10 protein-coding genes are annotated in these 14,649 nt (G+C 42.4%); all 10 read left to right on the top strand.

The window, feature by feature from the left end; translation table 11 throughout:
• The first annotated feature begins 22 nt into the window (after positions 1-22).
• The gene (locus tag G602_RS27850; RefSeq protein ID WP_044933065.1) at positions 23-1,243 is read left to right on the top strand and encodes a sugar ABC transporter permease; all 1,221 of its coding nucleotides are present in this window, start codon (positions 23-25) and stop codon (positions 1,241-1,243) included.
• Between the two features lie 118 nt (positions 1,244-1,361).
• Positions 1,362-2,585: a substrate-binding domain-containing protein gene (locus G602_RS0121120; protein ID WP_026660810.1), complete on the top strand. Its 1,224-nt coding sequence runs from the start codon at positions 1,362-1,364 to the stop codon at positions 2,583-2,585.
• 172 nt (positions 2,586-2,757) lie between these two features.
• Positions 2,758-3,645, top strand: a complete 888-nt coding sequence (locus G602_RS0121115) for a J domain-containing protein (RefSeq protein ID WP_026660809.1) — start codon at positions 2,758-2,760, stop codon at positions 3,643-3,645.
• 1,047 nt (positions 3,646-4,692) lie between these two features.
• Positions 4,693-6,678, top strand: coding sequence for a lysozyme inhibitor LprI family protein (locus G602_RS29435; protein ID WP_049945385.1), 1,986 nt, complete (start codon positions 4,693-4,695; stop codon positions 6,676-6,678).
• A gap of 64 nt (positions 6,679-6,742) precedes the next feature.
• On the top strand, positions 6,743-7,624 hold the full coding sequence (locus tag G602_RS0121100; protein ID WP_026660808.1) for a DegV family protein: 882 nt from the start codon (positions 6,743-6,745) through the stop codon (positions 7,622-7,624).
• Between the two features lie 87 nt (positions 7,625-7,711).
• Positions 7,712-8,524, top strand: coding sequence for an ATP-dependent sacrificial sulfur transferase LarE (larE, locus tag G602_RS0121095; RefSeq protein WP_196808741.1), 813 nt, complete (start codon positions 7,712-7,714; stop codon positions 8,522-8,524).
• Positions 8,525-9,913, top strand: a complete 1,389-nt coding sequence (locus G602_RS0121090) for an MATE family efflux transporter (protein ID WP_026660806.1) — start codon at positions 8,525-8,527, stop codon at positions 9,911-9,913.
• A 24-nt stretch (positions 9,914-9,937) separates the two neighbouring features.
• A complete protein-coding gene (gene larB / locus G602_RS0121085; RefSeq protein ID WP_026660805.1) occupies positions 9,938-10,687 on the top strand; it encodes a nickel pincer cofactor biosynthesis protein LarB in 750 nt (249 codons plus the stop codon).
• Positions 10,688-10,732: 45 nt separating this feature from the next.
• The gene (locus G602_RS0121080) at positions 10,733-11,908 is read left to right on the top strand and encodes a MalY/PatB family protein (RefSeq protein ID WP_044933062.1); all 1,176 of its coding nucleotides are present in this window, start codon (positions 10,733-10,735) and stop codon (positions 11,906-11,908) included.
• Positions 11,909-12,014: 106 nt separating this feature from the next.
• A complete protein-coding gene (locus G602_RS27840; protein ID WP_049945384.1) occupies positions 12,015-14,579 on the top strand; it encodes an ATP-binding protein in 2,565 nt (854 codons plus the stop codon).
• Positions 14,580-14,649: the final 70 nt, after the last annotated feature.

Raw genomic sequence — 14,649 nt, 5'->3', positions numbered from 1 at the left:
AATAGGGAAGAGGTTTAAAGTCATGAAATATATTAAGCAGGTTTTAGGGGAAGACCTTCGTCAGTACACCATGGTTCTGGCACTGGCTGTGCTGATTGTTGTATTCAATGTTATATCTGATGGAAGAATGCTCACTTCTTCCAATTTCCAGAATCTTTTATCAGGTAATGCTTACGTCCTTATTCTGGCGCTTGGCATGCTGATGGTTATCGTAATAGGTCAGATTGATCTGTCAGTTGGTAGTGTTGCCGGTTTCTCAGGAATGGTAATGGCTAAGGTAGCAAGTGAATTAAATCTCCCTTGGTATCTGGCAGTGCTTATCGCACTTGCAATCGGAGCACTTGTAGGTGCCTGGAACGGATTTTTCCTTGCAAAGCTCGGTATTCCGGGATTCATCACAACACTGGGAAGTATGATGATGTTCAGAGGCGCAGTTATCTGGATATCTCAGTCCATCTCAGTTCCTGCACCTGAAGAACTCAGATTTTTCGGAGCAGGCTACATGCCTGAGTGGGGACCTAAATTCACAGGAATGAATAACTCAACTCTTGTTTTGGGAATAATCGGTATTATCGCTCTTATAATCGTTGAAGCCAGAAAGTACAAAAATTCCGGACAGATCGCCGGTGCAAAGCAGCCTTTATGGGTTGTAGTAGCAAGAATAGTTCTGATTTCTCTGGTAATAGCTTACTTTACCTGGCTCTATGGAACAGGAAGAGAGGGAACTTCCTTCCCGATACCGGGACTGATTCTCCTTATTCTTGTTATCGTTTATCACATTATTACACAGAAAACCAGATTTGGTCGCCACATCTATGCAGTAGGTGGAAATAAGAGTGCAGCAGCTCTTTCAGGTGTAAATGTAAGCCGCACATATTTCCTTACAATGATGAATATGTCCATGCTTGCGGCAGTTGCCGGAATTCTTTTCGTAGGAAGATCTACAGCAGCAGGTCCTGCTGATGGTAACCAGTGGGAGATGGACGCTATTGCATCAGTATTCATCGGCGGTGCAGCTGTTTCAGGTGGTGTTGGAACCATCATTGCAACCATGGTCGGTGGTATGGTTATGGCAGTTCTTAACAACGGACTTATGCTCATGGGTGTAGGTGCTGATAAGACACAGGTTATCAAAGGTCTCGTTCTTCTTCTTGCTGTAGCATTTGATGTTTACAACAAGAAGGTAGGAAAAGCTTCTATTATAGGAAGACTATTCCCTTCAAAGGAAACAGCAAAGAACTGATAGATTTCCTTTTTTGAGGATAAACAGGAATCTGTAAATTTGTAAGGCGTATCCGGCAGGTAGCGCTGCCTGCCGGCCTTAAATAGAAAAAAGGTTATATTTACCAAGGAGGAAAGTTATGCAAAAGAAAAAGATTATGGCAATGATGCTGTCTGTAGTTCTTACAGCAACTACACTTACAGCATGTAGTTCAGCTCGCGAGGGTTCATCAAGTTCATCTGATGAAAAGAAATCAGAAGCTACAACAGAAACAGCTACTGAAGCTGAGTCAACTGAGGAAGCAGCTGATACAACAGAAGCTACAGAATCTTCAGAAGAGACTGCTTCAGATTCAGAGGCAGAGGCAACTCCTGCAGCTACAGAGGGCTTTGAGGAAGGTGCTACCATCGGCGTTTCACTTCCCTGGCTTGGAACTCAGAACTGGAAAGAAGCTGAGACAATGTTCAAAGAAGAGCTTGAAAAAGCAGGATATAAGCCTTTAGTTCAGGCAGCTGACCAGAAGGTTCCTCAGCAGCAACAGCAGATCGAGTCAATGATCGAGAACGGTGCTAAGGTTATCGTTGTAGGTCCTATCGATGGAACACAGCTTGGTAGCGTACTTGAGCAGGCTAAGGATGCCGGTGTTTATGTAATCGGTTATGACCGCCTCATCGAGAACACAGAAGCAGTTGACGGCGTAGTTCAGTTCGGTAGTGTTCGTACCGGTGAATTACAGGGACAGGCACTCCTTGACGGTCTTAAGAAAGAAAAAGGCGAAGGCCCTTACAACATCGAGCTTTTCGGTGGCGGCCCTGCGGATCCTAATGCTCCTAACTTCTTCAAAGGTGCTATGTCAGTTCTTCAGCCTGAAATTGATGCAGGTAACATCGTTGTAGTATCCGGTCAGACAGAGTTCACACAGTGTGCTACAGAGGACTGGGACAATGCTAAAGCTCAGAAGCGTATGGATTCACTTCTTGCAGGTAACTACTCCGATAAAGAGATCGACGGTGTTCTTTCTCCTAACGATGGTATCGCAAGAGCAATCGTAACAGCTTGTGAGGATGCAGGTCAGCCTAATCCTGTAGTTACAGGTCTTGATGCAGAGAATGAGTCAGTTGAATGGGTATGGCAGGGCAAGCAGTACTGCACAATTGCTAAGCCTACACAGGATCTTGTTGCTAAGTCAATCGAGATCATCAACGACCTTAGAGATGGTAAGGGAATGCCCGCTACAGATGTAACAGCAGACAACGGCAAGAAGGAAGTTCCGATCTACGAGCTTGATCCTACAGTTGTTACAAAGGACAACGCTAAGGAAGTTTTCGCAAACGATCCTGATCGTATGGCCCTTATGGACTAATAGTTTTTGTCATAAAAATATGAGTGGGGCTGTGAAAAAATGATTTCTCATTTTTTCACAGCCCCTTATTTTTACTAAAAACAGTGTTCGCATATGGAGGCAGCATTCAGATGGAGATATAATCAAAGATGAGATGAATTAGTAATTGTGAGTGTTTGACAGAAGGATAGATATGACTCTGAAAGAAGCATACAAAATCCTTGGAGCATCAAAGTCTGATGATGACAGGGAGATAAAGGCAAAATACAAAAGGCTGCTTTTTCTATATCACCCGGATTCAGCTCCGGGTAAAGAGAGGGATTCTCGGGATGATGAAAAGATAAGGCAGGTCATAGAGGCTTATAGGAAGGTCAGGGAATCAGAAGGCGAAAACCATATTGAAAAATATGAGTTTTCCTGGGGCGCTTTTGAAAATAGCGAGGCATTTTCTGAGCGAAATGTGTATGTACAGTTCAGGATATATGATGAGGCGCTGCCGCTATCTAAGATGGCAAGGGGCAGATTTATATGGGATCCGGATATGGAGGAGTTTGCGCTGTTTTCAAAAAGCGTTCTGGAATCATGCAAAGAAGTTATGTCAGATTATCAGGCCATGCCAGATCCGGAAAGGGTGAAAAATATCTTTCATCTGATGATGCAGGAATATGTGCTTCCGGCGGATGCGGCGAGAAAAATTGGCAATAAGCTTCGAGATGATGGGGATAAGGAAATATATCAGTTTGGCGGATTTATAAGCGATGATACCGCTAAGAGCAGACAGGGAACGGTCAGTATAGATACACCGCTTAACATCTTTTTAAGGGAAGACAGGGCTGTGGCAGAGGAGATGGTTTCAGGAAGGATTCTTGGAAGAGTTTCCTTTGATGAAGATGCTCTCTATTATGTGGTGCTGCCTCTGCTTGAGGATCCGGAGATAGAAGTCAGTGCTCTCATAACCAGAACGGATAAGAATAAGCGTGGCAAGGCCCGGATGCATGTTGCGATTTCGATGGCTATCCCGCGGTGGCTGACGGATAAGCCGGTAGTGAATGGGAAACTGATAAAGGAACTTTTGAGATAAGTGCTGAAAAGGCTGTTATTGCAATCAGTGACTTATATTCCTTAGAAAGTATAAAAGATTAGTTAAAGAAAAGTAAGATGTGCTTTGTAAATTATTTTACATACAATAATTGAAGAAAGTTTAAGGATACTTTTAATTACATTATAGCAAGGAATGATTCTACAAATTTGCATAAAAAAATTATTATAGGCACCTGGCATGAGCATTTGTAGAAATCTGAGTGTCGATATGCTGGAGAAATATCCTGCTTCGAAACTCTAATTATTAAAATTGAATCCCATGAGTGTCTTTTTTGACTGAAATTATTTTAGGAGCTTTGCTTATTGCAAGGCTCTTATTTTTTATTTATAGGGAGCTATACTTGTTAAATAAGTTGTTACGTCATCAAAAAGTTTTGAGAGATAATTGACTTACTCCCAAAATGATGGTTATTCCTGCGTGCTGATTTGTTCGCGAATAGACGTAATTCATTAAGGGAGCGCTTCGCCGCAAGCCGGGGAAATTCAGTCAATGGAACCCCAAAAATAGATTATGGTCTACCGTAAAATTTGAGCATTATACCAATGAGATAATATCATTATGAATAGACGTAAAATGCTTAGAATAAAGATTTTTCCTACTTTGAATATTTAAGTCAATAGGTAGCAGAATTCAAATGTTGGAATAACGGCTATTTTTCGATTACGTCTAAATCCAAAATTGTTCGCGGGTAGACTTAACTCATGTAGGAGGAATAATTCCCGCAAGCTAAGACGTGTCAGTCTAAATATGCAATAATGGATTTGTTGGTGTACCATTTAAATATCGGATAAGTCAATACGAAAGATATATGCAATATTGACTGAGGTGTGGGGGTGATTAGGATGCGCACTTGCGCAAACGAAATAATGTGCGAGAGTAACCGCGCTCGGCGCGAGAGGGTTGCAAGAAAAATCCTTTTTATGACATGTTATATAAAATCATGTATAATTTTTTTGATGGAAAAGGGAACACGTAAAATTGTTACAATGATATAGGAACAATGAAGAAATCAGGGGGTGAAGAGAAGTGAAAAGAAGATCATTACTCATATTAGCATTGGGATTATGCACGGTTATGACAGGCTGTAGCTCCGCAAAGGCTTTTAAGGACGCAGTGCAGAGTGCTGAATCTGCTGTGGAAAAGCAGAAGGCAGTTGTAACATCGGAGGAAGTAACTGTTACAGCTGATAATGCAGATAAAGAGGCTACGGATAGTGCAGAGACTCCAAGTGATGTAGCAGAGGCTGGAGATACAAGTGCTGCAGAAAAGGATGGTGATACACTTGCTGCTGCAGAGGAGGGTGCTACAGAAAAAACGGAAAATGTAGCAAAAGCTCTGGATACATCCGCTTCATCAGAAGACGCCTCAAAGCAGTTTGAAGAACTCATTTCAGGGCAGGGAAGCCTTAGCTTTTCCTATTATAGAAAAAATGTATTTAAGGAATCCGATTTTCTCTCATACATTGATGGAATTCTTGTTAAGGTGCCTGCCGACAGGGAGTTTACTCTTGCTGAATTAAAGGATGAATTTAATGAGATTTTTAACTCAGAGGATGGCTATTACGCAGAGGGAGAGGTTAGTTCCGTGAGGTATTCCTATCTGGACTGTGGTAATGACGGTATTCCGGAAATGTCAATTCAGATGACAGGTCCATTCATTGAGCCTGAAAGTGACCTGACACTTATTGTCAAGGAGATCGAGGGTCAGCTTCAGGTAGTTTATGCTTATGTAACCTGGTCGAGAAGCTGGACAGAAATTAACGAGTACGGATTTATATCAGGTGATGGAAGTAACGGAGCCTCTAATCATTGCTGGGATACAGCATGCGTAAATGCAGATGGACAGTACCTGTTCGGTTATTATGAGGAACAGGAATACGATTTTGATATGTTTGCCCACTTTAAGGATCACGACGACTATGATCTTTCTAAGCTGGATGGAAGCATAATGACGTATTCATTGAGGCTTAATGAGTACAGCGAAGATAGTCCTGCTTTTCAGTACTACACTTATGAAGTCTATGATTCCGAAAGCTATGAACCAAAAGAAGTGACTGATCTTTATACGGATAGTGCTTATAAGAAGGTCATGGACTGTTTTAAGGAATATAACATTGTCTCCATGGATGAATATGAAAAGATAAAAAGTGATAAGCTTACCTCTATTGGTGCAACTAAGGAGATAATGTCCGGTAAAAACCTTACCTATAAAGAGATTACTCTGAAGGGTGGAAACAGCAGTGCTTCTGAAAAAGAAACTGAACCTTTAGTAAAAGCTCCTGCAGGTTCAATTCAAAGAGAAATGGCTGATATGGAAGCGCAGTATCAGGACTATGTAAATCTGGATTGGGGCGCTATGAATCAGCATGAAATGAATACTGCAACGGAAGAAATGTTCAATAAGTGGGACAGTGAACTTAACTCGCTATGGAGCAGAATAGTAGAATCTGTAACTCCTGAGGAGAAGGAGAAGCTTCTTGCAGACCAGAGAAAATGGATAAAGTATAAGGAAGAAAAGATTAAAGAAGCAGGAATGGAGGCAGAAGGAGGTTCCATGCAACCGCAGTTAGAGTATGGAATTGCTGATGCACTCACGAGGCAGAGATGCTACGAACTGGCAGAAATCCTGGCTAAGGCAAAGGGTGAAGAATTCACCATCCCTGCGGAGGTCGAAAAGAGCTTTGAATCTGATGAACTGACTCTGGATAAGGTATTTGAAAAGTTTGAAGGTCAGTGGATTTTTGATATAGACAGAGGTGCCGTTATAGGTGTTGAGAGCTCTGCAACATGTGATTATGCCCCTGAAGGAAGTACCTGGACAGTGTGGGTTACAGGTGGAGATACATTATCGGATCTTGATGTTATCGATTACACAGAGGATTCCATTACTTTCCATACAAAGTATGGTACCTTCGATGCATATCATCAGCTCAGGTTCAATGCTAAGGGTAATGTAGAAATGGCTTACGGTACTTCTCTTGATTCTATGGATGATGTACTCACTGCACATTGAAAAAACTGACTTGATATTGAGCGCCTGATGTGTTAGTTTCTATGTTGATGTAAGGAGAAGTAACATGTCAGATTATGTAATTAGCTGCTGTTCTACGGCAGATTTAAACCCAGAACACTATAAAAAGAGAAACCTGGAGTTAGCATATTTCCATTTTCAGGTAGACGGAATTAGCTACTGTGATAACGGTGAGTATCCGATAAACGATTTTTACAAAGCGATGGAAAATGGTGCGATGACCAAGACCTCACAGATAAATGTGGACGAGTACATTGCACACTTTACGCCATTCCTTGAGGCAGGGAAGGATGTCATTCACCTGACTCTCAGCTCCGGAATATCCGGAACTATCAATTCTGCTAACATTGCGGCAGACGAGCTTAGGGAAAAGTACCCCGATAGGAAGCTCTATATAATAGATTCCATGGCAGCCTCTTCAGGTTATGGTCTTTTGATGGATACTATTGCTGATAAGAGGGACGAGGGCCTTTCGATAGATGAGCTTAAAAGCTGGATTTTGGAGCACAGACTGGAAGTCAATCACTGGTTTTTCACGACTGACCTCACCTATCTTGTGAGAGGTGGAAGAGTGTCCAAGGCAGCAGGATGGTTTGGCGGTGCTCTGAAAATATGTCCGCTGCTTAATGTTGATGTGAATGGCAAGCTCACAGCCAGAACCAAGCATCGTGGCAAATCTGCTGTAATACGGGCTACTGCTAAGAGAATGCTTGAGAATGCAAATGGCGGAGCAGCTTACGATGGGAAATGCTATATTTCACAGTCTGCCTGCAGAGATGATGCCGAGGCGCTGATAAAAGAGATTGAGCAGATTATTCCTGCCATGAAGGGTAGAATTGAAGTTTACGATATAGGTACAACAATCGGAAGCCATACCGGCCCCGGAACGGTAGCACTTTTCTTCTGGGGAAAAAAGAGAGAAGACTAATATAAAAAATAAGATTATAATAAAGAGGAGCCATCAATACAGTTTTTGTATTTGATGGCTTTTCCGCAATTTGAATTTTGTAAGGAGATGGCTGTGAAGAATCTGGATGAAAAATACCTGGAACTGCAGAATAATATAAGAGAGTGCGGAAGTCTTGCAGTAGCTTTTTCCGGTGGTGTGGACTCTACATTTTTGCTGAAGGCTGCGAGAGATGTACTTGGTGAAAATGTGATAGCCATAACCGCAAGATCTGTCTCTTTTCCTGAACGGGAACACAAGGAGTCTGAGGATTTCTGTAAGGAAAATAACATAGAGCAGATAGTGGTGGATGTTGATCAGATGAGCATCGAGGGATTTAAAAACAATCCTCCCGACAGATGCTACCTCTGCAAAAAGGTTATTTTCGAAACCATAATCGCGGAAGCAAAAAAGCGTGGAATAGATGCGGTGGCAGAGGGCTCAAATGCAGACGATGTGACAGACTATCGCCCTGGAATGAGAGCAATAGAGGAGCTCAAGGTAAAGAGTCCCCTTAAGAGCGCAGGGTTAACCAAGTCTGAAATAAGAGAACTGTCTCACAGACTTGGACTTCCAACCTGGTCGAAGCCATCTTTTGCCTGCCTTGCAACCCGTTTTGTCTACGGCGAAGAGATCACGGAAGAGAAGATAAGAATGGCAGGGGCTGCCGAGGAACTGTTGTTTAGCCTTGGCTTTTCACAGGCAAGATGCCGCGTCCACGGTGATATGGCGCGGATTGAAATACTGCAGGGTGAGTTCGATAAGATTCTTCAGACAGATATCAGAGAAAAAATAGCAACAGAGATAAAAGGACTTGGTTTTTCCTATGTGTCGCTTGACCTGCAGGGTTATCGTACCGGAAGCATGAATGAGGTGCTTTAAATGCAAAAATCAGCAACAAAAGACCTGACAAACGGCTCACCCATGAAGCTTATTCTCGGCTTTGCCGTACCAATGCTCATGGGTATGCTTTTTCAGCAATTTTATAACGTGGTGGATACCATGATTGTTGGTAAGTTCCTGGGCAAGTATGCCCTTGCGGGTGTCGGCAGCACAGGCTCCATCAACTTCATGATAGTAGGCTTCTGCATGGGCGTATCCGGAGGCTTTTCAATTCCCATAGCCCAGACCTTTGGGGCAAAGGACTTTAACGGATTAAAAAGATATTTTGGAAATGCCATCGTTCTATGTGTGATCCTTGCTGCGGTAATGACCTTTTTATCAACCGTGTTCTGCAGGAAAATACTGATAATGATGAACACTCCCGCGGAGGTAATGGATCATGCCTATGGCTACATCTTTGTGATTTTTATGGGCATCCCGGTCATATATATGTACAATCTGCTATCGGGAGTTCTTAGGGCGGTCGGCGACAGTAAGCACCCGGTTATGTTCCTTATTATTGCATCGTTTATCAACATCGGACTCGACCTTCTTTTCATAATTGTGTTTGGACTCGGTGTTACGGGAGCAGCACTTGCAACTGTTCTGTCCCAGCTGGTGTCAGGAATTCTGTGCCTCATTTTTATTATAAAAAGTGTGGACATTTTACATGTATCGAAGCGCGATATGACGCTTGAGAGACATCATGTTTTTAAGCTGTTCAATATGGGAATTCCCATGGGACTTCAGTATTCCATAACCGCCATAGGAAGTGTGCTGTTGCAGGTTGCGGTAAACGGACAGGGTGCTGATATCGTAGCAGCCGTTACCACCGCAGGAAAAGTCGGAATGTTTTTCTGTTGTCCTTTTGATGCACTTGGGTCTACCATGTCTACCTATGGTGGCCAGAACGTTGGGGCAGGAAAGCTCGACAGACTTGGCAAAGGCCTAAGAGCGGCCGGACTTGTCGGATGCGTGTATGCAGTCACAGCCTTTGGAGTCTTGTATTTCTTTGGAAGAAGCTTTGCAATGTTATTTGTAAATTCCGGAGAGAGTGCTGTGCTGGATTTTGCGCACACCTATCTTATCTGGAACAGCCTGTTCTACATACCGCTTGTATTTGTTAACGTAGTAAGATTTTTAATCCAGGGTATGGGATACAGCATGCTTGCTATTCTTGCCGGAGTATGCGAGATGATTGCAAGAGCCGCAGCATCGCTGATCCTTGTTCCCTTCATCGGATATACCGGAATCTGTCTTGCAAGCCCGCTGGCATGGATATTAGCGGATGTATTTCTGTTTCCGGCCTTCTTTTACACCAAAAAGAAGCTAATGAGAAAAATGGGAGACGCAAAAGATTTGTCGGATGACAAGGAAAATAAACAATAACCACAACAACATGGAGACTAGGCTATGGATAAAAAAGAAATGCAAAAACTCCTTCAGCAGGTGGCTGACGGAACAACCTCAGTAGACGACGCTTTATTAAAGATAAAGGAAGCTCCTTACGAGGACATGGGATTTGCAAAGCCCGATTTTCACAGAGGTTTAAGACAGGGGGCAGCCGAGGTTATATACGGAGCAGGAAAAACACCTGAGCAGGTGCTTGAGATTACAAATAAGCTCAGAAGTCACGGCCAGAAAACAGTGCTTATAACAAGAATGAAGGAAGAGGCAGCACAACTGTTGCAGCAGAATATAGATGATTTTACCTACGACGATTACAGCCATATAGGCATCGCAGGGCCTTTACCTGAAAAGGACGGCAAGGGAAAAATTGTGATTGCCACAGGCGGAACAAGTGATATTCCTGTTGCTGAGGAGGCTGCGAAAACGGCAGAGGTTTACGGTAACGAAGTTGTAAGGCTTTATGATGTGGGTGTTGCCGGAATTCACAGGCTGTTTGCACATATGGATGAAATAATGTCAGCAAAAGTAATTATCGCGATTGCCGGAATGGAGGGGGCTCTTGCAAGTGTGATCGGAGGCCTGGCAGACTGTCCCGTAATTGCTGTTCCGACAAGCGTCGGCTATGGCGCATCCTTCGGGGGAATATCGGCACTTCTGTCAATGCTCAATTCCTGTGCAAGCGGAGTCAGCGTGGTGAACATAGATAATGGATTTGGTGCGGGATATCTGGCATCTATGATAAACCACCAGTAAATGATATGCAGATAATAAAATGACTAAAAAATGGAGATTTTAAAAATGTACGATTTTACTACATGTCCTGACAGACGTAATACAAGCTCATATAAATACATGGATATGCTGAAAATGAATCCTCAGGTTCCGGAGGGAATAATACCCTTATCCGTAGCAGACATGGAGTTCAAAAACGCCCCGGAAATAGCAGAAGGGGTATATGAGTATATGAAAAACAGCGTCCTTGGATATACCGCTCCCACCGAAGGGTTTCTTCAGGCTGTCACAGACTGGATGAAGAAGCGCCATAACTATGAAATTAAAAAAGAGTGGATTGCAGTGTCGGACGGCGTAGTTCCGGCGCTTAGCGATCTGGTAAGGGCCACATCTGATGAGGGTGACGGAGTCATCATTCTTTCACCTGTCTATCATCCCTTTAAGCAGACTATTGAAGAGAACAACAGAAAGGTTGTGGAAATCGATCTCATAAACAAAGGCAGAACCTATGAGATTGACTATGATAACCTGGAAAAAGCAGCGTCTGATGAAAAGACAAAGACTATCATTTTTTGTAATCCCCATAACCCCATCGGACATGTATGGACAAAAACAGAGCTTAAAAAGGTCTATGATATCTGCGTAAAAAACAATGTATTTATAATAGATGATGAAATTCACAATGACCTTATAATGCCCGGGTATGAGCATACTGTGATGGCCAAAATAGCGCCTGATGCCGGAATGCACATGGCTGTATGCACTGCACCCAGTAAGAGCTTTAATCTTGCGGGGATGCAGACCTCGGCAATCATTATAGAAAACCGTGATATCAGACGCTTGTATTATAAATCCCGCGGAAGAGATCACAGATATTCTGTCAATGTTCTGGGCATGGAGGCCTGCAGGATTGCCTATACGAAGTGTGAAAAGTGGCTTGATGAGTGTATAGATGTCATCCATGAAAATGCTGTATATTTCGAAGAATTCATGAAAAAACACTTCCCGGAAATTGTTGTATATCCACTTGAGGGAACATACCTTTTATGGTGTGATTTCAGACCCTGGGGAATGGATGAAAAACAGCTTGAGGAGTTTATGACAAAGGAAGCTCTGTTATTTGTGGATGAAGGCTACATCTTCGGAGATTCGGGAAAAGGCTTTGAAAGATTTAACCTGGCCTGTCCTGAGTTTGTGATAGAGGATTCACTGAACAGGCTTCTTAATGCAAAAAAACATTAACATTTTAGTGAAATTTAATTATTTACAAATACATAATTATTTTATTAGTGTTATGATGATATTGTGATTATAATTCGCTGTATTTTTGTGCTAAAAGGATTAAAGTATGAGACACGCAAAACAATTGGCAGCTTTTCTTACAATTATCATAGCACTATTTTTATTTGCAGGGACTGCTTTTGCTGCTTCCAAGCAGACAGGGGAGACCCTGACCGTTTGTGTGCCGGTGGACCGTTGTCCGATATTTTATATGGATGATGCGGATGAGATAGTCGGTATTGGCGTCGATCTGATGACTGCAGCTGCAAAGGATGCCGGCTATAAAGTCAATTTTGTAAAAATGCAGGAGCCAACTCTTAAGGATGCTCTCGATAATTCAGAGTATGATCTTATTATGCCCTTTGGAAGTGCTATTTCCAGTACGGCAGGTCAGACCAGTATTGTTTCCGAAAATCTTATTCAGACTCCCTTTACCCTTGTCACAGTTAATAATAAGGAATTACATGACTTAAATAAGCTTAAAGTGGGTATGTTAAAGTCTCAGGCCGGCGTGGCTGAGACTATTAAACAGTTATACCCCGGAATAGAGATAACTCTAAGCGAAGATATGGCGGCAAGCATTGCTGCACTTAAGGCCGGCAAAGTTGATGCGCTATTACATAACTCATATGTGTGGAGTTATATCCTCCAAAGGCCTGCATATTCTAATCTGACAATGCAGCCTGCATCCATGATTTCCATGGATTTCAGGGCAGGTACGCTTGATACGCCCAAGGGACATGAGATTATCGACCGCCTTAATGAAGGAATTGCAAAAATGCCTGAAACCAGGAAACAGGCTATAGTTCTGGATTATACCACCAGGAAACTCTATAAATATGACTGCATGGATTATATATATGAGTACGGACTGATTGTAGCAGTATTCATAGTGGTTCTGGTGATTATTTGCATCGAAATTCAAAAACTCAAGAAAGCGGAAAAAGTTGCTGCAGACGCATCAAAGGCTAAGTCCCTGTTCCTTGCCAACATGTCGCATGAAATCAAAACTCCCATCAATACCATAATGGGAATGGGTGAGATGATTTCACGAGAAACAGATGATCCTAAAATAAAGCAGTATACTTACAGCATCAGCAGGTCTGCAAGCTCTCTGATGGCACTTATTAATGACATTCTTGATTTTTCAAGGATGGAAGCAGGAAAACTAAAACTGAGGAATGATCCGTATCATCTTTCAAGCCTTCTGACCGATGTCAACGTAATGATAAAAGGCCGTGCTGAAAGTAAGGATCTTGACTACAGAGTTGAAATAGATGAGGACATTCCCGATGAACTTGTTGGTGATGAAACAAGGTTAAAGCAGGTTATAATCAATCTTCTTACCAATGGTGTTAAATACACTGCAAAGGGCTTTGTCCTTCTGAAAATTGATTATGAAAAAGTTGATGAAGATACAGTGGACCTCAAAATAATGGTTGAGGATACCGGTATCGGAATGAAGAAAAATGAAATAGACAAGCTCTTTAATGCATTTGAGAGGCTTGATGAAGCTCACAACAGGACCATTGAAGGTACAGGACTTGGCATGAGCATTGTCAAGCAGATTCTTGATGCTATGGAAAGTACGCTGAATATTGAAAGCGTATATGGAAGTGGCAGCACTTTTTCCTTCACAGTCAGACAAAAGGTTGAAAAATGGGATAGGATAGGAAATTACAATGAGACTGCTAAAATCGTCGTATCGAAGCAAAGCAACTATCGTACAAGTTTCATTGCTCCAAAGGCAAAGATTCTGATTTGTGATGATACAGAGATTAATATAACAGTAATCAAGGGACTTCTTGAACCAACCCAGATGCAGATTGATTCGGCGCAGAGCGGAAAGCAGGCGATAAAGTTCCTCGAGAACACAAAATATGACATTCTGCTGCTGGATTATCGCATGCCTGAAATGGATGGCTTAGAGCTTCTTAAACGCATAAAAAGCGATTTGGACAACCTGAATTATTATAGTGTCTGCATAGTCCTCACTGCCAATAATATTGAAGGTGCGAGGGAGATGTATCTCAAGGCAGGTTTTGATGAGTATCTGGAAAAGCCGGTAAAGGGAAGACAGCTTGAGGAGATGCTTCTTCGATTCCTTCCCGAGGACAAGGTTACTATGTGCGCAGATTCTGATAAGGATACAAAGCCTCAGAAAATCAGTAAACAGACAGAAGATGCTCAGGTGGAAAATGTTACAGCAGAGAATACTTCATTAGAGAATACTTCAGCAGGGGATGTTACGTTAGAAAATGCTTCTGTTGATGAGCACTCGCAAAAATTGCAAAAGCTTCAGGACGAGGGCCTTATCGATGTCGAGACAGGTATAGAATATGCCGGCTCAGAAGAACTGTTCGTTGAGACACTGCGATTTTTCAGAGATGGTATAGACAAAAAATGTGATGAGATCCAGGAATTATATTTCAATGAAAATTTAGAAGATTACACTGTAAAGGTACATGCACTAAAGAGCTCAGCAAGGCTGATAGGGGCAAAAGAATTGTCTGAGGAAGCCAGAAAGCTCGAGGAAGCAGGTAAGCAGGGCGACCTCGATTACATAAAGGAAAACACGGCTGAAGTATTACAAATGTATGGCAAGTACAAAAAGATCCTCACGGGTCTATGATATAAGTGTAATTTTTGCTTGGCATATCAGTGGTTTTGGGGGGATAATAAACGGATTGGGGGAAACTAAA

Source organism: Butyrivibrio sp. AC2005, assembly GCF_000424145.1.
In the GTDB taxonomy this organism is placed as follows: Bacteria; Bacillota; Clostridia; order Lachnospirales; family Lachnospiraceae; genus Butyrivibrio.
Note: the sequence above shows the minus strand (reverse complement) of the source record. Positions and strands in the feature narration are given on the sequence as shown.

Bases quoted from the DNA above. Each gene is read 5' to 3' on its own strand.
- G602_RS0121100 (WP_026660808.1), top strand. From the start codon at position 6,743: ATGTCAGATTATGTAATTAGCTGCTGTTCTACGGCAGATTTAAACCCA.
- larE (WP_196808741.1), top strand. From the start codon at position 7,712: ATGGCTGTGAAGAATCTGGATGAAAAATACCTGGAACTGCAGAATAAT.
- G602_RS27850 (WP_044933065.1), top strand. From the start codon at position 23: ATGAAATATATTAAGCAGGTTTTAGGGGAAGACCTTCGTCAGTACACC.
- G602_RS0121090 (WP_026660806.1), top strand. From the start codon at position 8,525: ATGCAAAAATCAGCAACAAAAGACCTGACAAACGGCTCACCCATGAAG.
- larB (WP_026660805.1), top strand. From the start codon at position 9,938: ATGGATAAAAAAGAAATGCAAAAACTCCTTCAGCAGGTGGCTGACGGA.
- G602_RS0121115 (WP_026660809.1), top strand. From the start codon at position 2,758: ATGACTCTGAAAGAAGCATACAAAATCCTTGGAGCATCAAAGTCTGAT.
- G602_RS0121080 (WP_044933062.1), top strand. From the start codon at position 10,733: ATGTACGATTTTACTACATGTCCTGACAGACGTAATACAAGCTCATAT.
- G602_RS27840 (WP_049945384.1), top strand. From the start codon at position 12,015: ATGAGACACGCAAAACAATTGGCAGCTTTTCTTACAATTATCATAGCA.
- G602_RS0121120 (WP_026660810.1), top strand. From the start codon at position 1,362: ATGCAAAAGAAAAAGATTATGGCAATGATGCTGTCTGTAGTTCTTACA.